We start from the raw sequence: 25059 nt of genomic DNA, 5'->3' as shown, positions 1-25059 counted from the left end.
CTTATAGAGACTTCATAGTCCCTTTTGGTAGTACAGCTGAAATTGCCGCTTTTTGTACTGTAAGTTCAATGCCATCAGCAACACTAACAATAACGAAATCTTTTTCTGCAGAAACTTTGCTGATTTTACCAACAACACCGCCTTGGGTTAGGACTTCATCGCCTTTTGATAGAGCTTCCATTAGGTTCTTGTGCTCTTTCACACGCTTAGCTTGTGGGCGGTAGATCATAAAGTAAAAAACCACACCGAAGATCAAAAGCATAATAAGCATTTCAAAACCACCACCTTGTTGTGGGGCGTCTGCTGCGTGTGCCTTACTGATTAAAAAGTCCATAAATTCCTCTTACTACTTATATTAAAATTTAAAATGATGCCTTTAAAAGACTATTGTTGTTCTTTTTCGGCTTTTAAAGGTGGCACTTCCATATCTCGAAGAGCATAAAAGTCTGCCACAAATTCGTCTAATTTACCCTGCTCAATGGCATCACGCAAACCCTGCATTACACGTTGATAAAAACGCAGGTTGTGCATGGTGTTTAATTGCGAACCAAGTATTTCATTACACTTGTCCAAATGATGCAAATAAGCTCGGGAATAATTGTTACAGGTATAGCAATCACATTCTGGATCCAATGGCCCTGTATCTGTTTTATGTCTAGCGTTGCGTATTTTAACCACACCGGTGGTTACAAACAAATGACCATTACGGGCATTTCGGGTCGGCATAACGCAATCAAACATATCAATACCGCGGCGCACACCTTCAACCAAGTCTTCAGGCTTACCAACTCCCATTAGATATCGGGGCTTATTTTCAGGAATCAAGTCAGGTGTGTGATCCAATATGCGAATCATCTCATCTTTTGGCTCACCGACCGATAAACCACCAATTGCGTAGCCGTCAAAATCAATGTCTTGTAGACCCGCAGCAGAGATTTCACGAAGATCTTCATACATGCCGCCTTGTACGATACCGAACAACGCATTCGAGTTACCCTGATGCGCTTTTTTCGAACGTTTAGCCCAGCGCAATGATAGCTCCATTGACTCTTTGGCTTCCTGATGTGTCGCTGGGTATGGCGTACACTCATCAAATATCATCACAATATCAGAGCCAAGGCTGCGTTGAACTTCCATTGAACGTTCAGGGGTAAGCATAATTTTTTCGCCATTTACCGGCGAACGAAACTCTACACCTTTTTCGGTGATTTTGCGCATTTCGCCCAAACTGAATACCTGAAAACCACCGGAGTCAGTCAAAATTGGCTTATGCCAATTCATAAAGTCATGCAAGTCACCATGCTGTTCGATGATTTCAGTACCAGGACGCAACATTAAATGAAAGGTATTACCGAGTAGGATATGCGCACCTGTCGCCTCCACTTCATCGGTGGTCATGCCTTTCACGGTGCCATAAGTACCAACGGGCATGAATGCCGGTGTTTCAACCACACCGCGATCGAAAACAAGACGGCCGCGACGCGCTTTACCGTCTTTTGTCATTAATTCGTATTTCATATCTATCCTTTGTTGCAGCGAAACAGGCCACAAGCAGTATTTAAAGGTTAACCACAAAGAATCTGTCTAAGTATTAACCATAATGCTAATAATGCCTTTGATGGCAGCATCAGCGTACGTTATTTGCTTTCCTGACGGGTCAGGAACATAGCGTCGCCATAAGAAAAGAAGCGATATTTTTGTTCAATCGCAATCTTATAGCCCGACATAATATTGTCATAGCCGCTAAACGCACTCACCAGCATCAATAATGTTGATTCTGATAAGTGAAAATTAGTAACCAAGGCATCAATCAATTCAAATTGATAACCTGGGGTAATGAAGATGTCGGTATCTCCATAAAAGGCAGTCAATGGTTGGTCATTATCTTTGGCATGTTTTGCCGCGCTTTCTAATGAACGAACCGAGGTAGTACCTACGGCAATAACCCGATTACCGGCAGCTTTAGTCGCCTTGATTTGCTCGACAACCTCATCACTCACCTCAACGTATTCAGAATGCATGATGTGCTCATCAATATTATCAACACGCACAGGCTGAAACGTGCCCGCACCAACATGCAGAGTAATAAACGCTAAGTTAACGCCTTTCTCTGTTAACTGTGCTAATAATTGCTTTTCAAAATGCAGACCTGCCGTTGGCGCGGCTACCGCACCAGGCTTTTCATTATAAACGGTCTGATAACGTTCTTTGTCTGAGTCTTCATCGGGGCGGTCGATATAAGGTGGTAGCGGCATGTGACCGATTTCTTCGAGCACCTCAAGCACACTTTGCTCGGTGTTGAACTGCAATTCAAATAAAGCATCGTGGCGGGCTAGCATGGTTGCCTTAACTTTACCTTCCAAAAGCAATTCGGCACCTGGCTTGGGCGTCTTAGATGCACGCACATGCGCCAGCACTCGATTGTCTTCTAAAATACGTTCAACCAGAATTTCGACTTTGCCGCCGGTAGACTTGGTAGCAAAAATGCGAGCAGGAATAACACGGGTGTTATTAAACACCAGTAAATCACCGGGATTAATCTTGTCGATTATTTGATTGAAGTTTAAATGCTCAATAACGCCACTATTACCATCGACACTCATCAGGCGACTCGCAGAGCGCTCAGCCTGAGGGTAACGAGCAATTAACTCGTCTGGTAATTCAAATGAAAAATCGGAAACTCGCATGACCGTGCTGTTAACCTTGTCCAAAGCCTAAAAAAAACGGCTAATTTTAAAACCGTGGCGGGCAATAGGCAAGGAAATTCACCAAGTTCAACACTTGGTTACAGGTGAAATGGCATAAAATACCGGAAATAAAGCAAGAATCGACACATTCATTGAATTTTAGGCATCAAAAAAGGCCGCTACTGCCGCCTTAAGTAATTCATCTGTATTGTTGCTAAAGGGTAAAAATAGCTTAAGCGATTTCCGTTTCAGATTGCTTTTGTTTATCGCAATCCATTTTTTGTTCAGCTGTTGCTGCGTCTTCTGATTCGCCAAACACACTATCTGCATGGGCATAACTTTGAACGTAATTTAAATCAACCTGAACTTTTTTATTTTCTGTTTTTGCTGGTTTGGCAAAAAACTTGGTCACGGCTTTGATTATCTTCACACTTAAACTCCTTTTAAGTTGATTGCTGTCATCGAAAAACGTCTTCGTTCAAGCAATGCATATTATTGACTCATGTCGCAAGCAATCATCTTAGTAATACATTGACTAAAATTCAATCACTAAGCGTTATAAATGTAAACAATTTGTTATTTGCAAAGCTGTAAACTGTTGATTCGTTCCACTATAGCGCAATAAAAATCGAGGTTTTCGCTAATTTTTTGTTAATATTGTTGATAATTTATCCATTTAAATATTTTTTTAAAAATTCCTCTTTACAGGCGATCAAGCATAGGTATAATGCTCAGCCATTGCAGGGGTGTAGTTCCAATTGGTAGAACGGCGGTCTCCAAAACCGACGGTTGGGAGTTCGAGTCTCTCCACCCCTGCCATCTTCCTTCTCTTTCTTTGTAAATCTCCATTTTTAAATCTGTTTTCATTAAATAAGTTCGCCGCATCTGCTTATATATTTCAGCCTTATGCGCACCGTTTTCAGTTAGACGTTGCTAATAGCTGCGGCTAGTGTTTGAGTCAGTTAACACAATCTGTCATCATAGTCTTACGTCGTCAGGCCATACCGCTAGTTAACGCTTGCACGCTAAAACAGCATACAAAAGCAAAAAAATGACATTAACCGCAAAACAGTTTTCACATTTATCGCATATGGGCATTGCCGTTTGGCAGCGTCGTCAAGGTGCGTTTGCTGAACCATCACAGGCAGAAACGGTGGTTCAACAGCCAGCCCAGCCGTCAGAGCAAGCACCTAAACAACAAACAGAAACCCCAAATGATGCGCTAACAACGGTTGAGTCAACACACGATGCCGCGCCACAAACGGCAAAAACGGCGCACATTGCACAGGCAGCGCAACAACCTCAACAGCCAGAAAAAGCAGAGCCGGCGATAAACCTGCAGATGCTATTGGCTAATCGATTATTGACCGATGTACTTCACGTATTGCAAGTCCAAACCCAAGACATTGCTCTTCAACAAGACGGTCTACAATTGCAAAAGCTCACTTGGAAATTTGCCGACAATGCAGATGTGAGCTATCAGCAGAACACCCTAATAACACCCGATATCAATAATTTAGAGTCCTCTTCGACATTAAAGCGAAAGCTGTGGCAGGCTTTGTGTCAGCACATTTCTGGCCAGAACTAAGATGACATCACACAGCCATTGCATTAGCGACTTTACTAAAGATGATATCGAGCCTGTATACGCCATAGAATTGGCCAGTAACCAACACCCTTGGAGCAAAAAAATTCTTGCCAGCTGTATTGGCGGGCGCTATCAGTCGCGACAAATACGTGACAATGAGCAGCTTTGCGGGTTTTATGTTGCCGACGTGGTTATCGATGAAATGACCTTAATGGAAATCTGTATCCACCCAGATGCACAAGGTCAAGGCCTAGGTCAGATATTGCTTGATGACTTACTCGATATTGCTAAGCACAAGCAGGTCAAAACCATTCACTTAGAAGTACGCGCCAGCAACTTAGCAGCTCATATGTTGTATATTAAAAATGGTTTTACTGAGACCCACCGACGCACCGGCTATTACCCATGTGCAACGGGTTACGAAGATGCCATTGTTATGCAGCGTCGCTTATAACTGCCCCACTGATCGATATTTCCAGCCAAAAAGCTGAAAAAAATACAAATTTTATCCGCAAAGATACTGCTCTTAATGGTTGTTTTCTGTATAATGTTGCGCCTTTGCACAAGTGCAAAATTTAACCGTCGACGCCAGCTACAATTTGTTGCGTCACGGCCAATATATTAATCTAGATTTTTTGGTAAGCGTAACGTATGTCAATCCAACAGCAGGAAGTAAACAAGCGTCGAACATTTGCGATCATCTCGCATCCCGATGCTGGTAAGACAACCATCACAGAAAAAGTACTGTTATTCGGTCAAGCGATTCAATCCGCAGGTACCGTAAAAGGTAAAAAATCAGGGCAACATGCCAAGTCTGACTGGATGGAAATGGAAAAAGACCGTGGTATTTCAATTACTACCTCGGTAATGCAATTTCCATATGACGATTGTTTGGTCAATCTACTTGATACTCCAGGTCACGAAGATTTCTCGGAAGATACCTATCGTACGCTTACCGCCGTTGACTCTTGTTTGATGGTTATCGACACCGCTAAAGGTGTTGAGGATCGAACCATTAAGTTGATGGAAGTTACCCGCTTGCGCGACACGCCTATTATTACCTTTATGAACAAGATGGACCGCGATGTGCGTGATCCTATCGAGGTAATGGATGAAGTCGAAGACGTCTTAAAAATAAAATGTGCGCCAATTACCTGGCCAATCGGTATGGGTAAAGAGTTTAAAGGCGTCTACAACCTGCTAACTGACGAAACCATTTTATACCAAACAGGCCAAGGCCATACGATTCAAGAACGCATCGTCATTAAAGGTTTGGATAACCCGGAACTTGATCAACGCATTGGTCATTTCGCCGAAGATTTCCGTGAAGAAATGGAGCTAGTGCAAGGTGCTTGTCACGAGTTTGATCTTGACGAGTTTTTAGCCGGTGAGCTTACACCTGTCTATTTCGGTACCGCATTAGGTAACTTTGGTGTCGACCATATGCTAGATGGTTTGACCGAGTGGGCTCCTGCACCACAATCGCGCCAAACCAATACTCGCACCGTTGAAGCCGCTGAAGAAAAGTTCTCAGGTTTTGTGTTTAAAATACAAGCCAACATGGATCCAAAACATCGTGACCGCATCGCCTTTATGCGTATTTGCTCTGGTAGCTACAGCAAAGGCATGAAAATGCGCCAAGTTCGTATTGGTAAAGATGTCAAAATAGCCGATGCCGTAACCTTTATGGCTGGTGACCGCTCCAACGTAGAACAAGCGTTTGCCGGTGACATCATTGGTTTGCACAATCACGGCTCGATTCAAATTGGTGACACCTTTACCGATGGTGAAGAAATGAAGTTCAGCGGTATTCCAAACTTCGCACCGGAAATGTTCCGCCGTATCCGACTGAGAGATCCGTTAAAGGCCAAGCAATTACAAAAAGGCTTAATTCAGTTATCTGAAGAAGGTGCTGTGCAAGTGTTCAGACCTTTGGCTAACAACGACATGATTGTTGGTGCCGTTGGTGTGCTACAGTTTGAGGTGGTTGTACACCGCCTAAAAACCGAATATAACGTTGATGCGATTTATGAACCGATTTCGGTTGCTACTGCACGTTGGGTTTATTGTGATGATGACAAGATCATGGCGACTTTTGAGAAGAAAGCATATGATAACCTAGCCTTAGATGGTGGCAATAACTTAACCTATATCGCGCCTACTATGGTTAACCTGAACTTGACTCAGGAACGTTACCCGGAAGTACAATTCCAGAAAACCCGTGAACATTAATGCCATCGCAATATTTGCATTGAGAGATTATTAAAGACAATGAACATTCGTCATTTACTAACTGAAAAAGTACACGCAGCAATGATTGCTGCCGGTTTGCCTGAAGAGACTAACCCAGCGGTGAGCATGTCATCTCGCCCACAGTTTGGTGATTACCAGGCCAATGGTGTCATGGGTGCCGCGAAAAAGTTAAAAACCAACCCAAGAGAGCTTGCACAAAAGGTTGTTGAAAACCTTAATCTTGAAGGCATTGCCGACAATATTGAACTAGCAGGCCCAGGTTTTATCAATATTCACTTAGACAAAGATTGGTTAAGTGCACAACTTGGCAGCGTCAGCAACGACGCAAAATTAAACGTTAGCCAAGCCGAAACACCAAAAACAGTTGTGGTTGATTACTCAGCGCCTAACTTAGCCAAAGAAATGCACGTTGGTCATTTACGCTCCACCATTATTGGTGATGCCGTGGTTCGCGCATTAGAGTTTCGTGGTGAAAAAGTTATTCGCCAAAACCATATGGGTGACTGGGGTACTCAGTTTGGTATGTTGTTGGCACACTTAAGCGATAAGCTTGCCAGTAATGAAGTGGCAGAAACCGCGCTTGCTGACTTAGAGAACTTCTACCGTGAAGCAAAAGTGCGTTTTGATGAAGAAGAAGGTTTTGCTGATCGCGCCCGTGATTATGTGGTGAAACTGCAAGGTGGTGACGCTGACTGTTTGGCCTTATGGCAACAGTTTATCGATATCTCTATTCATCATTCAGAAGAAATTTACGACAAACTAAACGTCACCTTAAGCCGTGATGACATCATGGGTGAAAGTGCTTATAACCCAGATTTATCGGCAGTGATTGACGATTTAATGGCGAAACATATCGCTGTTGAAGACCAAGGTGCAAAAGTTGTATTTATTGAAGAGATGGCCAATAAAGCCGGTGATCCTTCGGTATTTATCGTGCAAAAATCTGGTGGTGGTTACTTGTACGCAACCACAGATTTAAGCGCTTGTCGCCATCGTGCTGGCACGCTTGGTGCCGATCGCATCATCATCTTTACTGATGCTCGCCAAGCCCTGCATTTTAAGCAAGTAGAAATCACAGCTCGTAAAGCCGGTTATTTACCAGAGACGACTGCCTATGATCATTGCCCGTTTGGCATGATGATGGGTGATGATGGTAAGCCATTTAAAACCCGTACTGGTGGCACCGTTAAATTAGCGGAGCTATTAGAAGAAGCAGTAACTCGTGCCGAGCAATTGATGGCCGACAAAATTGCGGATTTTTCTGAGCAAGAACGCAAAGAAGTTGCCCGTAAAGTTGGTATCGGTGCGGTTAAGTACGCTGATTTATCAAAAAACCGTACCTCAGATTACATCTTTAACTGGAAAACCATGTTGAGCTTTGAAGGCGCTACCGCACCTTACTTACAATATGCGTTTACCCGTGTGCAAAGTATTTTCAAAAAAGCCGGTATAGATGCAACATCTATTACGAGTGATATTGTCGTTGCACAACCACAAGAAAAAGCCTTAGCGGTTAAGTTACTGCAATTTGAAGAAGTACTTGATCAAGTTATCGCCGAGTGTACGCCTAACTTATTGTGTAGCTACTTATATGAATTAGCCAGCTTGTACATGAGCTTCTACGAAGCCTGCCCTATCTTAAAAGATGGCATTGACGAGTCAGTTAAGTTATCTCGCCTACATTTATGCCATGTTATTGCTCGTACATTAGAGCAAGGCTTGGACTTACTTGGCATTGAAGTGATGGATCGCATGTAAGCCAAATACCACATCAACACATTAAAGGGTAAGCTTAGCTTACCCTTTTTTTTGGGCGGTTCTAATTAAGTTAATTGTTGCTCGATGTATTTGGTTTGACTTTAAGCTTTTAATCGGTAAATTACGAAAGATGTAGAGGATGCAACTTCCGTATTGAGCGAGCAGCAGGCATAAAGGTGTTAACTTTGAAATTAAATGAAACCCATTTTTATTACATATTAATGTTTGGTTCTATGGTTGGTTTTATTGCTAGCCTCCAACTCGGTTGGTATCTTTCAGAAACAAACGATTGGTTTTTCACAGTATGGGATGAATCTACCTTTAATCGCATTTTCCTCGCAGCTATAACAACCTTTATACCTCTATATTTTGCCTATAACTTTTATTCTTACTACTGGGGAGCGAAAAAAAGAATCCGAACTTTTAAAGAAAGAGAGTTAGTAAGTTTATCTAATTGTAAGTCAGGCGAAATAGTCCGCATCCAAAATAAACTTATTCCTTTGTCAGATGATCTAACCTCACCTATTACAAATCGGTCATGTAGTGCCTATATTGTTACGGCCAAACAAGAAGTCGAACGGGTTTCCCATAATGGTAATAATGTAACTACAAATACAGGATGGGAAACAATTAAAACCGTCAATAAAGGGGTGAACTTCATGATCGAATGCGGCGAGCATTTTGCGTATATTTCATACGAAAACGCAAACGTAAGTATCCACAATGATCATCACTACGAAAAGTTATCATGCCAATCTTTTAATCCCAAAGACAAAGAAATGGCCATAAATACGTTAAAAGAAATGGATGTCCTGCACCATTCATTTATTAATTATCATGAAGCAATTCGTTTTGATGAAGGTGTTCTTGAGCAAGGAGAACAAGTAGCTGTCGTTGGTGCTGGTAATTGGAAAAATACAGACGATATTGCAGATTTCCCAAGCAATTTGGAGCACATAAAAAAAGTGTTTTTTATTACGGCTACTGAAAGTAAGCCTGTTTATATCAGCGACTCAAAAGATATATTAGAAAAACAATATTAAACTGCACTTAATTGAATGCTGCGATTGGCACAAAGTCGGCATTTATGCCCACAAGCCAGGATAGCTCTATGAGTGGTTAAGCAAGCGAAAAATTTTGTGCTAGCTTTATAGATAGTTATTTTAATTAACCGAACCAATCTATAAGAGGCCGATTTATGCTAGGTGAAAGCCACTCCTTGAAGAATGAATTCCCAGAATATCTAGATACATTAAAATCACTGATCAAAAGCGATGCAAAATTTGCCGCTGATGCGCAAAAATACGACCAACTCGATAAAGAAATTCGTGAGCTTGAACTTAATGCGGCACCGATTGATGACGAAAATATGCATCAAATGAAGCATGATCGTGCGGTATTAAAAGACTATTTATACGCAAAACTCAAAGACGCTTAACGCTCACTTAAAAAGTTTACTTATTGTTAAGCAAAATAAACTCGCGTTTATTGGGCATGGCTTTGTTGGCATCAACTTGGCGACCTGAGCGATTGGCCAACTTGCTGAAGTAGCCAAGCCAATACTCAACAGGTGGCTACGATGATCTTTGGATGATCAATGCCTGCCAAACATCTTTTGCCGATGCATTGCTCTTAGCTCTTAGTTCTTAGCCCTTAGTTCTTAGCACTTAGCTCTTAGTTCTTAGTTCTTAGTTCTTAGTTCTTAGTTCTTAGTTCTTAGTTCTTAGCTCTTAGCTCTTAGCTCTTAGTTCTTAGTTCTTAGCTCTTAGCTCTTAGCCCTTACTCACCAACCACAGAAACAATTTGTCACCAACAAATTGAACACAGAACATATTATAATCCGCTGATTTTATTATAATAAATACAAAATAATGTGGCATAGCAAACGACATTTTACCGCTTTACTGTCGAGAATGGTCAGTCTTTGCTACATTGAAACAATAGCCTTTATCTTGCCGGAGTTCGCCATACACTATGTTTACCGATAGCCATTGCCACCTAGATTTTAGAGAATTCGATGATATTCGCGATGACCTTATGTTTCAGTGCCAACAATTGGGCATTAAACGCTTTATCGTCCCTGGCATCACCCGTAAACGCTGGTCGCGCGTTTTGGGCTTGGCGCAACGCTATCAAGGCATTACCCCATGTTTAGGCTTACACCCTTGGTGGATAGAAAAAGCCACAGAGCAAGATCTTTGGTTATTGCAAGAACTGGCGGTTGAGCATAACATCGCCGCGATTGGTGAGATAGGTATCGACGGTGCCGTAGAGCATCTGGAAAAACAACAGGAGTATTTTGCAGCGCAACTGGCTATCGCCAAGCAGCTCAATTTACCGGTAATCGTTCATCATAGAAAAAGTCATCACTTGATAATGCCTCATTTGCAACGCACCGGATTAGAAAAAGCCGGTATTGTCCATGCATTCTCAGGAAACTACCAGCAAGCCAAAGCCTATATTGATTTAGGCTTTAAGCTGGGTATTGGCGGCACCATTACCTACGACCGTGCGGCGAAAACGCGTGATGCCGTAAGTAAAATTCCACTGCAGCACATTGTATTGGAAACTGATGCGCCAGCAATGCCATTACAAGGTTTTCAAGGGCTCGATAATTCACCTAAGTATCTACCCAAGGTTTTTGAACAACTGCTCAGTTTGAGAAGTGAATCAGCCGAGGTGATCGCCGAGCAAATCGAGGCGAATGTTAATCAATTTCTTGGGGATTAATACCAAGTTGCTGTTTCGCTAAAGCGACAATATTGTCATCTACCGGCGGCGGACTGATATCAACGCCTGCTGATAAGGTATCGACTAAGTACTTAAGCACACTGATGCGTGCGCTCCATTTATGATTACCACTGATCACTTGCCATTGGCTGTGATTGGTGGATGTTTGGCGAAACATGTCATTTATCGCCTGATGATAGTCAGGCCACTTTTCCCGATTACGAATATCTTCTTCGGTTAATTTCCAACGTTTATACGGGTTTTGTAAACGTTCTTCAAAGCGCTTTAGCTGCTCATCTTCACTTATGTGCATGAAAATCTTAATAATGCGAGCACCGTCATCGCTTAGTTGGCGTTCAAATTCATTGATTTCCTGATACGCTCGTTGCCATTGCTTTTTACTGGCAAAGCCTTCGACTCGCTCGACTAACACGCGTCCATAATAAGAGCGGTCAAAAATGCCAATACGCCCAGCAGGTGGCAGTCGTTTTTGGAAACGAAACAGGTAATGCTTGCTCTGCTCTTCCTGATTTGGTGCAGCAATGGGATATACGCGAAAGCCACGCGGGTCGAGCTTCTCAGTAACGCGTCTGATCGCGCCACCTTTACCGGCCGCGTCCCAGCCTTCAAACACCAATATGGCTCGATGGCCTTGATGAAAATAGGCTTGTTGGACGATCAACAATTGCTTTTGCAGTTTGGCTAAGGTTTTTTGATACTGTTTTTTACCGTCTTCAAAGCTGTTATTTAAATCAACATCTTCTAAGCAGGCAGGGTTGTCTATTAACTGAATTGGTGATGGTTTATGCATACTATTCTCTTATTCGAATACATACATAAACCATAGTAGACAATTGACAACTAAGGGGAGTTTCTCTGGCGAGATTTAATCGGCAAACGTAGGCCGTGACGTGAAAATCGACTTAAGCCGCGAGTTAATAAGAAACCGGCCACAACCGCTGTAATCAACATGATGCGAAACAATTCAAATTGCGAATAAATCTGACCTTGCATCTGTTCAGTGACGTTTTGCTTAACCAAATTCATGCGCAAATAGCCATACAACTTTTGCTCACGAATTTCTTCTATAAATGGCACATAGTCAGCGGCTTGAGACTCGCTGCCAAGTGACAAACCGTACAATTGTTGGATACTGGTTTGATTGTCAGAACTGGCAATCGCCTCACCTTTACTGTCATACAGTACCGCTTGCTCGACAAAGTCAGCGTCGGCTAGAGAACTGACAAAGGCTTGTATTTGTTGTTTGTTTTTATCCGCCAATAACACCTTACTGGTGTTGACCGCTTGCAGTAGATGTTGCTTGGCAACCGCATCAAAATGCTTGTCTAACAAATCTTCACTATCATCGACGCCCATAACCGATAGGTTAAGGATCATCAACAGCAAAATAACAGCTACGCCAATTTGCATTAATTTGACGTAGATCGGCGTGACTTGTGGGTAAATTATTTCGTTTGGATCGTCCATTACAGCTTAACTATTAAAAAGTTATAATTATTTCGATAAAGCTCTATACACTATAGAGGGTTATTTGCGATTATAGAATCAATTTTTTAGTATTACTGTAAATATAACATGTCTGAATTTGCCGCTCTTTCCCGAATCGAGTTTAGTCAATCACAACTCATCGACCAGGTTTTTAACCAGTTTAGCCAAGCCGTTAATCTGCCGTTTGACTTTGATGTTACCCAAGATGAAATCGTCTTTAGTGACGTTGCCATCAACAGCGACGTTGAGTTGGTATTATTTGCAGATACCAGCATGGAAGATTTTGTCGAACTGATTAATCTGTTGCAAATCGATCAGCTTAGCTTGGTCGCCTGCAATGACCGCGGCGGAAGAGTCAGTTACCGTTTTAAAGTCGACGCCATCGCGCTCGATAAAAAAGCATTGCTTAATGATTTTGCTCTCGATGCTGGGCTAGAGTTAGCGCTAATAGAGCACGCACCAAGTATCGATGAGCCAGGTCTTTTGGTTATGGATATGGACTCAACCACCATTCAAATTGAATGTATTGATGAAATTGCCAAACTGGCAGGCGTTGGTGAAGAAGTCAGTGCGGTCACCGAACGAGCAATGCAAGGTGAACTAGATTTTGCTGAGAGTTTACGTGCCAGAGTGTCAACCTTAACAGGCGCCAGCGAAGACATTCTCGCTCAAGTTGGTCAAAACCTGCCATTAATGCCGGGGCTTGAGATCTTAATTGCTGAATTGCATCGTCGTAATTGGAAAGTCGCGGTTGCTTCAGGCGGCTTTACTTACTTCACCGACATTCTCAAGCAGCAATTGAGCCTAGATGCGACACAAGCCAATGTTCTGGAAATTGAAAACGGCTTACTAACCGGTAAAGTGGTTGGTGATATTACCGACGCTCAGGTTAAAGCGGATACCTTGGTTAAGCTTGCCGAGCAGTACCAATTACCAATTGCGCAGACGGTTGCCATGGGTGATGGCGCCAATGACTTACTGATGATGAATGCCGCCAATCTTGGTGTCGCTTTTGAAGCCAAGCCTATCGTATTGCAACAAGCAAGTGCAGCGATTAACACCTCAGGTCTCGACACACTTTTACATTACTTAAAGTAACTTCTTTTGCCAGTTATGCGCTCGAGCTTGCCAATGGGTAAGCTCGGCAGTACACTGTATATTTATACATAACAACGAAACACAATACTCATTATGGCTAAAACAAAAACAGCATATGTATGTAATGATTGCGGCGCTGATTTTCCTCGTTGGATGGGGCAATGCACAGAGTGCAAAGCTTGGAATACAATAAGTGAAATCCGCTTAGCGAAAGCGCCAGGGCGCAATGGTAACTTAGCGGGTAACTTGAGTGGTTATGCCGGTCAGACCGAGGCAAAAGTTCAAGTATTAAACGCTATAGACCTTACCGATTTACCACGTTTTAGTTCGGGTTTCGTTGAATTTGATCGTGTATTGGGTGGCGGTATTGTACCAGGTAGCGCCATTTTGATTGGTGGTGAACCTGGAGCCGGTAAATCGACCTTATTATTGCAAACCATGTGCGAATTAGCCGATAGCATGGGTGCCTTGTATGTCACCGGTGAAGAATCACTGCAACAAGTTGCTATGCGTGCCAATCGTTTAGGTTTGAAGACCGATAAATTGAAAATGCTATCGGAAACCTCGGTAGAAAACATTTGTAATATTGCCGAAAAAGAAAAACCTAAACTGATGGTTATCGACTCGATTCAAGTCATGCATATGAGCGATATCCAATCGGCACCCGGCAGTGTCTCGCAAGTTCGAGAATCGGCAGCCTACCTAACACGATTTGCCAAACAACATCATGTGGCCATGTTAATTGTTGGTCATGTCACCAAAGATGGCTCGCTCGCTGGACCAAAGGTTTTAGAGCATTGTATTGACTGTTCTATCATGCTCGAAGGCAGCACGGATTCACGCTATCGTACTTTACGAGGTCATAAAAATCGCTTTGGCGCGGTTAATGAGTTAGGCGTGTTTGCGATGACCGGTGAAGGATTAAAAGAAGTCAAAAATCCATCGGCAATATTTCTCTCGCGCCAAAATGAACAAGCCCCCGGTTCGGTGGTTATGGTGTTATGGGAAGGTACTCGCCCCTTGATGGTGGAAATCCAAGCACTGGTTGATTATTCCGCACTGGCGAATCCACGCCGAGTGGTCGTAGGCGCAGAACAAAACCGTTTGTCGATGTTATTGGCGGTACTAAATCGTCACGGCGGGCTGCAAATGAATGATCAGGATGTATTCGTCAATGTCGTCGGTGGTGTTAAAGTCAGCGAAACCAGTATCGATTTAGCCCTTATTTTGGCGTTAGTTTCAAGCTTTCGCGATCGCGCTCTTCCTCGGGATTTGATGGTGTTTGGTGAAATAGGCTTATCTGGTGAAATACGCCCAGTCCCATCTGGGCAAGAGCGTATCAATGAAGCTGCAAAACATGGCTTTACCAAAGCTATCGTGCCGCAAGCGAATATGCCTAAAGACGCCATTGAAGGCATGGAAATTATAGGCGTGACGAAATTAGTTGAGGCACTCGAAGCGATATAACGGTGCCAGTGATTGGCGCAAATTCTCAATCGTTTAATTATGGTTACAATTTTTATCGGCAAAACCGTTACCAAATTGTAATCAAGTTTCGACAGTATGTATTTGGCAGGGTAGAATATCGGCAATTTATTTTGACGAGAATTTTACCTTGGCACAGATTCATACCTATGTGCGTCGCCTGCTTAGCACGGTGGCTATTGCCGCTTTTGCAAGTTCAACGGCCGCACAAGACATGTATGCCACTGAAGAAGTGGACACAGAGCAAAAGCAAGCTCTCAATAACCCTATCAGTATCGAACGCATCTATTCGGCGCCTTCTTTACAGGGCCCAGGCACCAAACAGCTAAAGTACAGTCCTGATGGCAGCAAAGTCACTTACCTAAAAAGCAAGGACAGTGATAGCAATCGTTATGACTTGTGGCAATACGATATCGCCAGCAACAAGCATTCTTTGTTGGTAGACTCTGATTCGATTCACAGCGGTAAAGAAGAACTCAGCGACGAAGAAAAAGCCCGTCGAGAACGCATGCGCGTCTACGGCTCAGGCATTATGGAATATGTATTGTCAGCAGATGGTACGCAAATTTTGTTCCCGATCAACGGTGATTTATACCTATACACCCTTGCCAGCGGAAAATCTCGTCGTTTGACCTTAGACCAAGCCTACGAAACCGACATTAAGTTCTCGCCGACTGGTCGTTACGTATCTTTTATTAAAGATCAAGATATCCATATTATCGACCTGCAGGAAAACCGCGAAAGTAAGTTAACCGAAGACGGTGACGGCACCATAAAAAATGGTATGGCGGAGTTTGTGGCGCAAGAAGAAATGGATCGCATGACGGGCTACTGGTGGTCACCAGATGATAAGCATATCGCGTTTCTAAAAGTCGATGAGTCAGAAGTGAAAACCGAACTGCGCAATGAGATATATGCAGAGCAAATCAAACTTTATGAGCAACGCTACCCCGCGACCGGCACCAACAACGTTAAAATATCCCTGCACAGCGTTAAAGTAAGCAATGGTAAAATCAGTAACTATAACTTGGGCTCAGAACAAGACATTTATATCGCTCGGGTAAACTGGACACCTGATTCAAAGAGTATTGTCTATCAATGGCAAGACCGTTCACAGCAAACCTTAAAACTGGTTTTGCAAAGTTTAAAGAGTAAGCGTGGTCGCACGATTGTTGAAGAATCATCAAAGCATTGGATCAACCTGAATAATGATTTGAGATTCCTTAAAAAAAGCAGACAATTTATTTGGGCCTCAGAAAAAGACGGATTTAAACATCTCTATTTATATAACTACAGTGGCGAGCAAATAGCGCGATTAACGCAAGGTAATTGGGTTGTCGACGAAGTTGTCGCGGTAGACGAAGATAAAGGCTTTGTTTACTTCACTGGTCGTGAAGATACACCACTGGAAAAGCACTTATATAAAGTGACCCTTGATGGTAAGTCGCCAGAGCATGCCATTCGCATCAGTAAGCGCAATGGATTTCATAAAATCACCTTTGCCAGTGATAAGAGCAGCTACATCGATAACTTCAGCAATATTGATACGCCGCCGCAAGTAAGTTTGCATTCGCTTAATGGCAATGTAAAAACCTATTTGCAAGAAAACAAACTGGACAGCAGCCACCCTGCTTTCCCGTACATTGATGATATGGTGAAACCTAAGTTTGGCTCAATCAAAGCCAGTGATGGTGAAACCGCCTTATATTACAAACTGTATCAACCGAGCAATATGCAACCGGGCAAGAAATATCCGGTCATTGTTAAAGTGTATGGTGGTCCACACGCACAACGTGTCACCAATAAATGGGAAGGTATGGACTTTACCCAATATCTTGTGCAACAAGGTTATGTGGTATTTCAGCTCGACAACCGCGGTTCAAATTACCGTGGCACCGCGTTTGAATTTGCGATCCACAAGCACCTCGGTAAAGTAGAGCTTGAAGACCAAATTAGTGGTGTTGAGTTTTTGCATACCCAGCCGTTCGTCGACAAAGAACGCATTGGTATTTATGGCCACAGTTACGGTGGTTACATGGCCATTATGGCAATGTTTAAGGCCGGTGATTACTTTAAAGCTGGCGTAAGTGGCGCCCCGGTAACTGATTGGTTGCTGTATGACACCCATTATACTGAGCGTTATTTATCTCACCCGAACAGCAATGCACAAGGTTATGAAGACAGCTCTGTATTCCCTTATGTGAAGGATTTTGATGACAACAATGATGCTCTATTTTTGTATCATGGTATGGCTGACGACAATGTGTTGTTTACCAACACCACAAAGTTAATCAAAGCAATGCAAGATGAGAACAAGCAATTTGAATTGATGACCTACCCTGGCAGCAAGCACAGCATGCGTGGCAAGGCAGTTAAAACACATTTAAATTATTCAATCGTTGATTTCTTTAATCGCCGATTAAAACAATAATCCATAGTTATTGTTAATAAAAAAAGCTCCGCAATTAGTGACCTAACTGCGGAGCTTTTTATTGTTATGCTTAGCGTGGTTATTTATCCAAATCGCTAATTAAGGTCTTGAGCCAACGCTCTTCGGTGATAAAATTCCAACCCCAGTCTTTGTATTCCTCACCAATACCATAGGCAAGAATGTCTTCACTGGTTGCGCCTTCTTTTAAAGCCGCTTCAACTTTGTTAACTGAAAATTCAATCATATCAATAAAGCGCTGTAGCTCTTTCTTATCGCTTAGCACACCATGACCTGGAATAATCGCCACATCATCTGGAAACGACTTGGCAATGGCCTTGATATTAGCCAAATAGCCTTTCACGCTACCGCCACCTTTTAAGTCCACATATGGAAAACGACCTTGAAAGAATAAGTCTCCCATATGCAATACATTGGCATTTTTAAAATAAACCACCGAGTCGCCATCGGTGTGACCGCTAGGTAAATGTTTTAATTGAATGGTTTCGCCGCCTAAGTAGATGCTTACACCGCTATCGTAAGTAACGACAGGCAAATCAGCTTCAGTTTGTTTTTCGTTTGCGGCGACACGCTTACGAACATTTTCATGGGCAAATATTGGTGCTGATTTACCAAAGTGGGCATTAGCACCGGTATGATCACCATGATAATGGGTGTTAACCACATACTTAACAGGCTGATCTTTAATTGACTTCATCGCTGCTTCGATTTTTGCTGCCAGCGGTGCAAACTGGTCATCAACTAAGACCAAACCCGCATCTGTTGCCAACACGCCAATGTTACCGCCTGAACCTTCAAGCATATACACATTGCCAGCAACCTTGGTTGTTTTTATTTCTACGTTTGAAAAATCTCGAGCAGCTTGCGTTACAAAACTACAAAGTGATAAACAAAACGCAATTAACGTTAATCTTTTCATAAACTTATTCCCACTAAAAATGACACATTAAATATGACTGTTTGTGCAGAAAAGATCAAAGATATCGTTATTATTTTAAATCGAATGACAATTGCGGTTCATTTATCTGTACCACCTGTTGCGATTTAAAGCCCATATGTAAGCCAATTAGACGCACTTTTTTGCCCTCGCCTCGCTCTAAAGCTTTGTGCAATTGCGTTGCTAACATGCCCTGTTGCAATTCATCGCAGCTGTTTTCAACGGTGGTTTGGCTAAAGTCATCAAATTTCACTTTAACCCCTTGAGATTTAATTTGCCGATCTTCGACTTTGCTTAAGCGTTCTTTGAATTTTGGTAGCAGCTTTTCCACCACTTGCATGCATTGCTCAAAACTTTCGATGTCTTCCATTAACGTGGTTTCTATGGCTAACGACTTACGTTCACGTTCAGTCTCAACTTGACGATCATCAATACCGTGCGCACGGCGATACAAGCTAGTACCAAACTTACCGAATTGACGCACCAGTGTTTTAATATCCGCTGCACGCACATCGGCGCAGGTATTAAAGCCTTTGCGGTTGAGCTTTTGCAGGGTCTTGGGGCCAACGCCAGGAATTTTTTTGAGCGGCAAATGTTCAACGAATGACTCTACTTGATTGGGGGCGATAACACACTGTCCATTAGGTTTGTTTTCATCAGACGCTATTTTGGCTAAAAACTTATTGGGTGCGACCCCAGCAGATGCGGTTAACTGCAACTCATTGAATATATCTTGCCGAATTTTCTCAGCTATTCGTGTCGCACTGCCATTGCATAAACTGCTATCACTGACATCGAGAAACGCTTCATCGAGCGACAGTGGCTCTATCATTTGTGTATAACGACTGAATATCTCTCGAATTTTTTGTGATGCTTGTTGGTATTGCGCCATTCTTGATGGCACCAAGGTTAAATGCGGACAAAGCTGCAATGCTTTTTTCACCGACATCGCCGAGCGCACACCGTATTCCCGCGCAGGATAATTACAAGTAGAGACGACACTGCGTTCACTGCGGCCGGCAATTGCGATAGGAATATTGCGCAAACTGGGATCATCACGCATTTCAACCGCTGCAAAAAAGCAGTCCATATCTATGTGAATAATTTTTCTGCTACGTTGTACTATTTTCATGAATTATACAACCTAATTCTAATATTGAACTCTTTAATATAAAATACTCAACACCAATAACCAATAACCAATAACCAACAATAAGAGGTACTGTATATGCGTACAGTGACAATAACATCAATCCAGTAATAATTCCATACCAACGGGTAAGCTCAATGCGTCAGGTGTCTGGTGATGGCTCAGATGGCATCGCGCGCCAAAAGAGAAAAACTCTAGAGTCTGCGCAACGTCTGGCCGATGAACATGGGTATGAGATTCTCTCGTCTGTTACTGATTCTGGTATATCCGCATTTCACAAATCTAACTTTGATGGTGAAGCTGGCATGGGGCTAATACGTTCCATGGTCTTGAATGGTGAAGTAGCTAAAGGGTCAATAGTCGTATTTGAACAATTTGATCGCTTTTCTCGTGGAGAACCAATGTGGGTACTCCGACAGATGAGTGATTTACTTGAGAACGGCTTACATATTCACATCGCTCATATGGATAGAACCTTTACGTACGAAAGTATGAACTCAGACATGGGTCAACTCATGATGGCAATTGCTTTTATATGTGCCGCTCATGCGGAGTCCTTGACTAAGCAGAAGCGTACTAGAAGTTCCATTGCTCATCAGGTTAAGCTGGCTAAAGAACAAGGAATTCCAGTGACGTTCGGTATGCACCCACCTTGGCTTCGACGTACTCCAACTCATTGGGAAGTAATACCAGAACGAGTTGAGTTGATTAAACGTTGGGCTGAGTTGACAGTTCAAGGTTATGGTGGAACTAAAATTGCTGGCATTATGAATGATGAGAATCAGCCAACATGGGACAATAAGCGCAAGGTTAAGCCTAAGAAGTGGTACAACAAAATAATTCTGGACACATTGGCGTCAGACTCATTGATAGGAGTTGCACACTTCAAGACTCACGATGGTGATACTACTATCAATGGTCACTACCCAAAAATCATTACTGATGAGCAATACGCATACATTCAAAGTCAAATAGCTAAGCGTAAACATAAGACTATCAATGTCGGTGGCTCTAAATCTGGGTATGTTTCATTCGTCACTGGGATTGGCGTCACGTTCTGTCCGTACTGTGGCTCATCGATGATTGCTAAACAAATGAAACGCAAGCTAAAAAGTGGTGAAGCTGTTATTGACCGTTTCGTTGCATGCTCAGGTGCTCATCAACAATACACAGATTGCACTACTTCACGCTCGCTTCTTCGAATAGTGGAAAGAGTACTAGTTGAATTTTGCTCTGACCGTATCAACTTTGAAGATGTTTTTGGTCAAGCAAATCCTAGAAATGAGATTAAGGAGTTAATAGCAAGCAAAGAGCAAGAGTTGGCCATATTGACTAAATCGCGAAAGAGGTTAATGAAGCTGTTTGCCATGATGGACGAAGACGAAGACGATACCGAATTAGAAGAACAGATAACTGACAATCGTAGAGAATCGAGGATACTACATGATTCACTTGACGAGCTTAATAAAGAGCTGCTTTCAACCAAAGATTCAGTCGGTGATGAATTCCTGTTACTGGTGCAGCAGGTTCGAGACAATGACATTCATGAGGATATTAGGCTCCGACTGCGGGAACTGATACCAATGTTCGTAGAACGGATTGAGATTGCTAATCGCGGATTCCACTGGGTTAGAGCGCCTGAACGTAAGGCCAAGCTTGATAAACTTTTGTCAATTATGGGTGATGATGTAGATTATGACTTTCTGGCAGAGTTCAAGGCAAAAATGGAGTCTACGAGTTTGAATAATTTAAGTTACGGCATTCGGTTCAGGTCTGGTGCTTATAGGTATTTTGCGGTTAATCGTAAATCTGGTGATTGGCAAGTTAAGACTGATATCGGTGGCGGTTAGGAATATTATGCAGGGTATAGATGTTCCAGTGGATACCTTTTTCATCTGGACGGTCGAGAGCCACTAACAGCAGGCACGGCAGGGAAATATATATTACAGGGTATAGATGTTCCAAAGTGACATTTTTGGCTCTGGATGGTTAGGACTGCTCTGGATGGTTAGGACTGATTAGGTCAATGCCAACCGCGGGCAAAGTGTCAAAAACCCGTCTGGTAAATACTGACCCTAAAAACGTCTGACGCCCAGAACCTGTAATAAATTTGCCGATGTCGGTGGCGCTACGCGCTCTAGTATTCATAGCGACGACCTACGTAACGCTTGACGCGTCGAAATCGATTATACGTTTAACTGTAGTAGCGTACCATTTACCTTTTCCAGTAGTTGGTACTCCCAATCCATTGAGCATATCAGCGACTTGAGACATAGTGCGGCCTTGATTGTAAAGTGATTTCACTTGTGGCTGTAGGTGTGCCATCCTAGCAGCTTTATTCTGCTTGACCGTTTGAACACCACGTTGAGCATCTTCTCTATTGAATGTGCGACGACGTTTGGTTCGGTTACCACATTTAGCTCCATTAGCAATGGCGTTATTGACTCCATCTGATATGCGTTTACGGATAGTAGCTAATTCCCATTGTGACATTAACGCTCTCATTCCCAACATAATGTTGTCTGCATCTGGCATATCAGCTGATTTCAAATCAACCGTATCTGCAATTATGTGGTAGTCCTTAGCTGAGCGAGTGAGTCTATCTAATTTAGCTATAAGCAAAACTGCGTTGTGGCGCTTACAGTCGATAATCGCTTGCTGGAGCATTGGCCTCTTATCGATAGATGCTCCACTAAACTCTTCCTCATATGAGTTTACGATATAAGCGTCAGGTGCAGTGTCTAAGTATGATTTGATTATGCGGTCTTGGACTTCAAATGAATGCTCTTGGATTTCTCGTTTGGTGGATAATCGCTTATAGATAATGAACTTCTGCTTCATTGCTGCTCCTGTAACCTTTTGGTCATTCTGAACCACATGGAATGTAGGTTTGTTATAAGAATTTTGGTATAAGGTTATTATATCAAACGGGTAATGCATTGACACATAAGGTTATTTTGATTGTTGATGGGCGCGTACGCGCCATTATGAGTTAGAAGTGGGTTCTGATTCGTCGAATGGCCTTGGTGTGTTGGTGTAACTGTCACATTTGGATATAACGTGATTTTGCTTGGTATCTAACTAGCCAATACTAACCACCCAATTATCAGGTTCCTCGAATGACCATTTGATGTGAGTCGGATGGCAGTTAGCAAAAAAAAAGGCCAGCCCATTTAGGACTGGCCTGTGTTGTACGTTACGTAATCATTATATTGGGTTTATGTTCAATAATGTCTTTAAGTCGTCGCTGATTACCTTGGCCCAATTAGTTGCTTCGGCAATGTTGAAATTGTATATGATTGCAGTTAAGTCGAGCCATTCGAGTTCATAAAATTCGGTTGGTCGTCCGTCTAAGTCGTTGTCGTATGGACGGGCTGAATCTAATGTTGCTTCAACGTAAAAATATTTCTGGCACTTTGATATTTTGATGTAGATACAAGCAGTTGAGTTCATAGTTGAGTTTGAGCTTTCGTTCGTAGTGTCAATGGACATTAGGTAGCGAATTAATGCTTCAGGATCACGGTTGAACTTTACGTGGCTTAGTGGAGTTAAGTCACATTCGGACGTACCAAAACTTACTCTTGGTTGGTTGTGTTCATGCTTGGTTCCTTATTAGGTTGATGTCAGTTAATGTGATTGCGTTAGGTCATACGTCGATCGGAGCGCCCTTATGGGCTTCAGACTGGGCTTAGAAGTGAATTTGCTGTTCTAGGTGAATTTGGAAGATTGATATTGTCAGTAAATGGTTTTTGACGTTGATTTGGCTGTATCGCGTATTAGTCGTTGTGGGCTTAGTAGGCTTTAGCCGTGTTTGCATTTTAATTTACTGCTCTGGCTATATATAGGTGACTGATATTAAGTTGTAAATTCAAATTGTATAGGTGGGTATAAGCAGGTTTATATATTTAGGTAGGATTTACATTAGGGGTAATAGCAGGTTTATAGATAGGGGTAATAGCAGTTGCAGTAAGCGAAGAAATGATAATAACCAGATTGGATCGCCAGAATTGAAATGTGGACCGTTTGACGACAAAGAAGCGGACTGGTAGCACTAAGTGTACATTTTGATCGACTTGGGGCCTTTAGGACCTGAGTACGCTAGAAAAGCTGATATTGTCGATTAGTTGTGATCGTTGGGCGTTAACAATGTATCCAGTGTATTACCCTGTATACACTCTATTTACTGGGGCTTGGATTGACTTTGATGTGTTTGTACTGGCTTGGACGAGTTATTGTCTCAGGTAAAACTTGCATCATCAGGGCTGTTCTGGACTAATGGCACATCACATTTGCTTACCGTAATGTTTTCGTCGCTTAGCGATGAGTGTCTGCAATGATATGTTGGTGTCGACGGGTTAGGGATTTCAGGTCGTGTCGGACGTATGATGCTGGCTTTAAATAGGCTTTAGCCATGTCGGGTGCTATTCCAAGGATTTTAGCTGCGGTTGTTAGTGAGTCAGTGAATCCTACTAGTCGGTTAAATTTGTAGCAGGTGTATCTATGATTGGTAGATGGATTTTGTATTTGTGAATTTAATATTTGTGTCATTGATTAAGTCCTTATTTAAGTTGGTTAATAGCGGAATTATAGATTTGGGTTATAGATTGAGTAATAGCTGAATCAGCAAAGGAAGAAATGATAATAACCAAATTGGATTGCCAGAATTGAAATGCTGGCCTTTGGATAGGCTTGGGACTACTCCAAGCCCTTGTTGGTGGCTAAGAGTATATTTTGCTCAGATGGTCAGCTTCAGACATTAATGCGCTCGCGATACTGTCCAGTATTTTGCTAAATGTTGAGTTAGAATTTTTGTCGGTGAATGTTAGTCCTGAATTTTTACTGTTAGACTGAAACCAGGTTTTACATTCACTAAATACGATGGCTTTTTCACGAAGTTGCTGCTTGTATTGAGTTATGGCGGTTGTATCAACTGCATTCGATTCCACTAGAGTCACCAACGCGGTCGTAGTCCGTTTGATATTGCCAATATAATTAGTAGTAAAACCTGCTTGTATGTCTATCGGCATTGTACCAAATACGTCTGTTATCCAGTTGTGCCATTGGTTGGTTGTGCTCATTCTGCTGTACCGTCTAAAAGTTGCTGCTGATACTGAGTTAATGACACTTTAATTCCTCGATTTGAAAACCATGTGATAGCGCCTTTGAGATATCTTCGTTGGTTGAAACCATCTCCTAATTCCACAGTTGCTACACCAACATAATCTGGAAGTTTTGATTGACGGTATTGAGTTCTAGTTATGTGTCTAGTTTCAGTTCTTGGAATGCCTTGATTGTCCATTGGTTATCCATTAGTTGATTAAAAAAACAATAGTAATCAATGGGTTCATCATGTACATATATCGTTGGACCTAAAATCCCTGAAAGCTAAAGTTTGGTATACGTTCAGGGGAAAAG

23 protein-coding genes and 1 tRNA gene are annotated in these 25059 nt (G+C 42.4%); 12 read left to right on the top strand and 12 right to left on the bottom strand.

Going from position 1 to position 25059, the window contains the following annotated elements; genetic code table 11:
* Position 1 precedes the first annotated feature (1 nt).
* The 4 genes from yajC to E2K93_RS12580 form a co-directional block, all read right to left on the bottom strand.
* The gene (gene yajC / locus E2K93_RS12595) at positions 2–334 is read right to left on the bottom strand and encodes a preprotein translocase subunit YajC (RefSeq protein ID WP_135439438.1); all 333 of its coding nucleotides are present in this window, start codon (positions 332–334) and stop codon (positions 2–4) included.
* Positions 335–384: 50 nt separating this feature from the next.
* Positions 385–1518: a tRNA guanosine(34) transglycosylase Tgt gene (tgt, locus tag E2K93_RS12590; RefSeq protein ID WP_135439437.1), complete on the bottom strand. Its 1134-nt coding sequence runs from the start codon at positions 1516–1518 to the stop codon at positions 385–387.
* Between the two features lie 119 nt (positions 1519–1637).
* Entirely contained in the window at positions 1638–2687 is a 1050-nt protein-coding gene (gene queA / locus E2K93_RS12585; protein ID WP_135439436.1) for a tRNA preQ1(34) S-adenosylmethionine ribosyltransferase-isomerase QueA, read from the bottom strand.
* A 232-nt stretch (positions 2688–2919) separates the two neighbouring features.
* Positions 2920–3117, bottom strand: coding sequence for a hypothetical protein (locus tag E2K93_RS12580; protein ID WP_135439435.1), 198 nt, complete (start codon positions 3115–3117; stop codon positions 2920–2922).
* Between the two features lie 312 nt (positions 3118–3429).
* Between E2K93_RS12580 and E2K93_RS12575 the strand changes: the two genes are divergently transcribed.
* From E2K93_RS12575 to E2K93_RS12540, 8 genes are all read left to right on the top strand, one after another.
* Positions 3430–3506: transfer RNA gene (locus tag E2K93_RS12575), tRNA-Trp, on the top strand.
* Between the two features lie 232 nt (positions 3507–3738).
* A complete protein-coding gene (locus E2K93_RS12570) occupies positions 3739–4275 on the top strand; it encodes a hypothetical protein (protein ID WP_135439434.1) in 537 nt (178 codons plus the stop codon).
* A gap of 1 nt (position 4276) precedes the next feature.
* On the top strand, positions 4277–4729 hold the full coding sequence (rimI, locus tag E2K93_RS12565) for a ribosomal protein S18-alanine N-acetyltransferase (protein WP_135439433.1): 453 nt from the start codon (positions 4277–4279) through the stop codon (positions 4727–4729).
* Between the two features lie 197 nt (positions 4730–4926).
* On the top strand, positions 4927–6507 hold the full coding sequence (gene prfC / locus E2K93_RS12560; RefSeq protein ID WP_135439432.1) for a peptide chain release factor 3: 1581 nt from the start codon (positions 4927–4929) through the stop codon (positions 6505–6507).
* A gap of 39 nt (positions 6508–6546) precedes the next feature.
* The gene (gene argS / locus E2K93_RS12555; RefSeq protein ID WP_135439431.1) at positions 6547–8286 is read left to right on the top strand and encodes an arginine--tRNA ligase; all 1740 of its coding nucleotides are present in this window, start codon (positions 6547–6549) and stop codon (positions 8284–8286) included.
* A 185-nt stretch (positions 8287–8471) separates the two neighbouring features.
* Positions 8472–9329, top strand: a complete 858-nt coding sequence (locus E2K93_RS12550; protein WP_135439430.1) for a hypothetical protein — start codon at positions 8472–8474, stop codon at positions 9327–9329.
* A 155-nt stretch (positions 9330–9484) separates the two neighbouring features.
* Positions 9485–9724 carry a YdcH family protein gene (locus E2K93_RS12545; RefSeq protein ID WP_135439429.1) on the top strand — a complete coding sequence of 80 codons (240 nt, stop codon included), beginning with the start codon at positions 9485–9487 and terminating at the stop codon, positions 9722–9724.
* A 536-nt stretch (positions 9725–10260) separates the two neighbouring features.
* On the top strand, positions 10261–11016 hold the full coding sequence (locus tag E2K93_RS12540; RefSeq protein WP_135439428.1) for a TatD family hydrolase: 756 nt from the start codon (positions 10261–10263) through the stop codon (positions 11014–11016).
* Here the strand turns inward: E2K93_RS12540 and E2K93_RS12535 are convergent.
* Positions 10994–11827 (bottom strand): polyphosphate kinase 2 family protein, encoded by an 834-nt coding sequence (locus E2K93_RS12535; RefSeq protein WP_135439427.1) that lies wholly within the window; start codon positions 11825–11827, stop codon positions 10994–10996. The two genes, E2K93_RS12540 and E2K93_RS12535, sit on opposite strands and share 23 nt — an antisense overlap.
* Before the next feature lie 50 nt (positions 11828–11877).
* Entirely contained in the window at positions 11878–12504 is a 627-nt protein-coding gene (locus E2K93_RS12530; RefSeq protein ID WP_135439426.1) for an AhpA/YtjB family protein, read from the bottom strand.
* A 108-nt stretch (positions 12505–12612) separates the two neighbouring features.
* Between E2K93_RS12530 and serB the strand changes: the two genes are divergently transcribed.
* From serB to E2K93_RS12515, 3 genes are all read left to right on the top strand, one after another.
* The gene (gene serB / locus E2K93_RS12525) at positions 12613–13623 is read left to right on the top strand and encodes a phosphoserine phosphatase SerB (protein ID WP_189637770.1); all 1011 of its coding nucleotides are present in this window, start codon (positions 12613–12615) and stop codon (positions 13621–13623) included.
* A 93-nt stretch (positions 13624–13716) separates the two neighbouring features.
* Positions 13717–15090, top strand: a complete 1374-nt coding sequence (gene radA / locus E2K93_RS12520) for a DNA repair protein RadA (RefSeq protein WP_135439425.1) — start codon at positions 13717–13719, stop codon at positions 15088–15090.
* Positions 15091–15322: 232 nt separating this feature from the next.
* Positions 15323–17539, top strand: a complete 2217-nt coding sequence (locus tag E2K93_RS12515; RefSeq protein WP_135440496.1) for a S9 family peptidase — start codon at positions 15323–15325, stop codon at positions 17537–17539.
* Between the two features lie 79 nt (positions 17540–17618).
* Here E2K93_RS12515 and E2K93_RS12510 read toward each other — a convergent pair whose 3' ends face one another.
* On the bottom strand, positions 17619–18476 hold the full coding sequence (locus tag E2K93_RS12510) for an MBL fold metallo-hydrolase (RefSeq protein WP_135439424.1): 858 nt from the start codon (positions 18474–18476) through the stop codon (positions 17619–17621).
* A gap of 70 nt (positions 18477–18546) precedes the next feature.
* Complete coding sequence (gene dinB, locus E2K93_RS12505; protein WP_135439423.1) at positions 18547–19626, bottom strand: DNA polymerase IV; 1080 nt, start codon at positions 19624–19626, stop codon at positions 18547–18549.
* Between the two features lie 80 nt (positions 19627–19706).
* Here dinB and E2K93_RS12500 point away from each other — a divergent pair, with 80 nt between their 5' ends.
* Entirely contained in the window at positions 19707–21494 is a 1788-nt protein-coding gene (locus tag E2K93_RS12500) for a recombinase family protein (RefSeq protein WP_323368257.1), read from the top strand.
* Positions 21495–21801: 307 nt separating this feature from the next.
* Here E2K93_RS12500 and E2K93_RS12495 read toward each other — a convergent pair whose 3' ends face one another.
* From E2K93_RS12495 to E2K93_RS12480, 4 genes are all read right to left on the bottom strand, one after another.
* Positions 21802–22485, bottom strand: coding sequence for a recombinase family protein (locus tag E2K93_RS12495; RefSeq protein ID WP_189637769.1), 684 nt, complete (start codon positions 22483–22485; stop codon positions 21802–21804).
* 366 nt (positions 22486–22851) lie between these two features.
* The gene (locus E2K93_RS12490) at positions 22852–23097 is read right to left on the bottom strand and encodes a hypothetical protein (RefSeq protein ID WP_135439420.1); all 246 of its coding nucleotides are present in this window, start codon (positions 23095–23097) and stop codon (positions 22852–22854) included.
* Positions 23098–24362: 1265 nt separating this feature from the next.
* Positions 24363–24722, bottom strand: coding sequence for a hypothetical protein (locus E2K93_RS12485; RefSeq protein ID WP_135439419.1), 360 nt, complete (start codon positions 24720–24722; stop codon positions 24363–24365).
* The gene (locus tag E2K93_RS12480) at positions 24719–24943 is read right to left on the bottom strand and encodes a hypothetical protein (protein WP_135439418.1); all 225 of its coding nucleotides are present in this window, start codon (positions 24941–24943) and stop codon (positions 24719–24721) included. Before E2K93_RS12480 ends, E2K93_RS12485 begins: the two co-directional genes overlap by 4 nt.
* Positions 24944–25059 lie beyond the last annotated feature (116 nt).

It is taken from the genome of Thalassotalea sp. HSM 43 (assembly GCF_004752005.1).
Lineage (GTDB): Bacteria > Pseudomonadota > Gammaproteobacteria > Enterobacterales > Alteromonadaceae > Thalassotalea_A.
This window is presented reverse-complemented; position numbering and strand designations above follow the sequence as displayed.

Excerpts from the sequence above, each read along its gene's own strand:
- E2K93_RS12570 (WP_135439434.1), top strand. The coding sequence starts at position 3,739 with ATGACATTAACCGCAAAACAGTTTTCACATTTATCGCATATGGGCATT.
- E2K93_RS12515 (WP_135440496.1), top strand. The coding sequence starts at position 15,323 with ATGTATGCCACTGAAGAAGTGGACACAGAGCAAAAGCAAGCTCTCAAT.
- E2K93_RS12545 (WP_135439429.1), top strand. The coding sequence starts at position 9,485 with ATGCTAGGTGAAAGCCACTCCTTGAAGAATGAATTCCCAGAATATCTA.
- rimI (WP_135439433.1), top strand. The coding sequence starts at position 4,277 with ATGACATCACACAGCCATTGCATTAGCGACTTTACTAAAGATGATATC.
- prfC (WP_135439432.1), top strand. The coding sequence starts at position 4,927 with ATGTCAATCCAACAGCAGGAAGTAAACAAGCGTCGAACATTTGCGATC.
- dinB (WP_135439423.1), bottom strand. The coding sequence starts at position 19,626 with ATGAAAATAGTACAACGTAGCAGAAAAATTATTCACATAGATATGGAC.
- queA (WP_135439436.1), bottom strand. The coding sequence starts at position 2,687 with ATGCGAGTTTCCGATTTTTCATTTGAATTACCAGACGAGTTAATTGCT.
- serB (WP_189637770.1), top strand. The coding sequence starts at position 12,613 with ATGTCTGAATTTGCCGCTCTTTCCCGAATCGAGTTTAGTCAATCACAA.
- yajC (WP_135439438.1), bottom strand. The coding sequence starts at position 334 with ATGGACTTTTTAATCAGTAAGGCACACGCAGCAGACGCCCCACAACAA.
- E2K93_RS12510 (WP_135439424.1), bottom strand. The coding sequence starts at position 18,476 with ATGAAAAGATTAACGTTAATTGCGTTTTGTTTATCACTTTGTAGTTTT.
- E2K93_RS12480 (WP_135439418.1), bottom strand. The coding sequence starts at position 24,943 with ATGGACAATCAAGGCATTCCAAGAACTGAAACTAGACACATAACTAGA.
- tgt (WP_135439437.1), bottom strand. The coding sequence starts at position 1,518 with ATGAAATACGAATTAATGACAAAAGACGGTAAAGCGCGTCGCGGCCGT.
- E2K93_RS12485 (WP_135439419.1), bottom strand. The coding sequence starts at position 24,722 with ATGAGCACAACCAACCAATGGCACAACTGGATAACAGACGTATTTGGT.
- E2K93_RS12495 (WP_189637769.1), bottom strand. The coding sequence starts at position 22,485 with ATGAAGCAGAAGTTCATTATCTATAAGCGATTATCCACCAAACGAGAA.
- radA (WP_135439425.1), top strand. The coding sequence starts at position 13,717 with ATGGCTAAAACAAAAACAGCATATGTATGTAATGATTGCGGCGCTGAT.
- E2K93_RS12490 (WP_135439420.1), bottom strand. The coding sequence starts at position 23,097 with ATGAACTCAACTGCTTGTATCTACATCAAAATATCAAAGTGCCAGAAA.
- E2K93_RS12535 (WP_135439427.1), bottom strand. The coding sequence starts at position 11,827 with ATGCATAAACCATCACCAATTCAGTTAATAGACAACCCTGCCTGCTTA.
- E2K93_RS12540 (WP_135439428.1), top strand. The coding sequence starts at position 10,261 with ATGTTTACCGATAGCCATTGCCACCTAGATTTTAGAGAATTCGATGAT.
- argS (WP_135439431.1), top strand. The coding sequence starts at position 6,547 with ATGAACATTCGTCATTTACTAACTGAAAAAGTACACGCAGCAATGATT.
- E2K93_RS12530 (WP_135439426.1), bottom strand. The coding sequence starts at position 12,504 with ATGGACGATCCAAACGAAATAATTTACCCACAAGTCACGCCGATCTAC.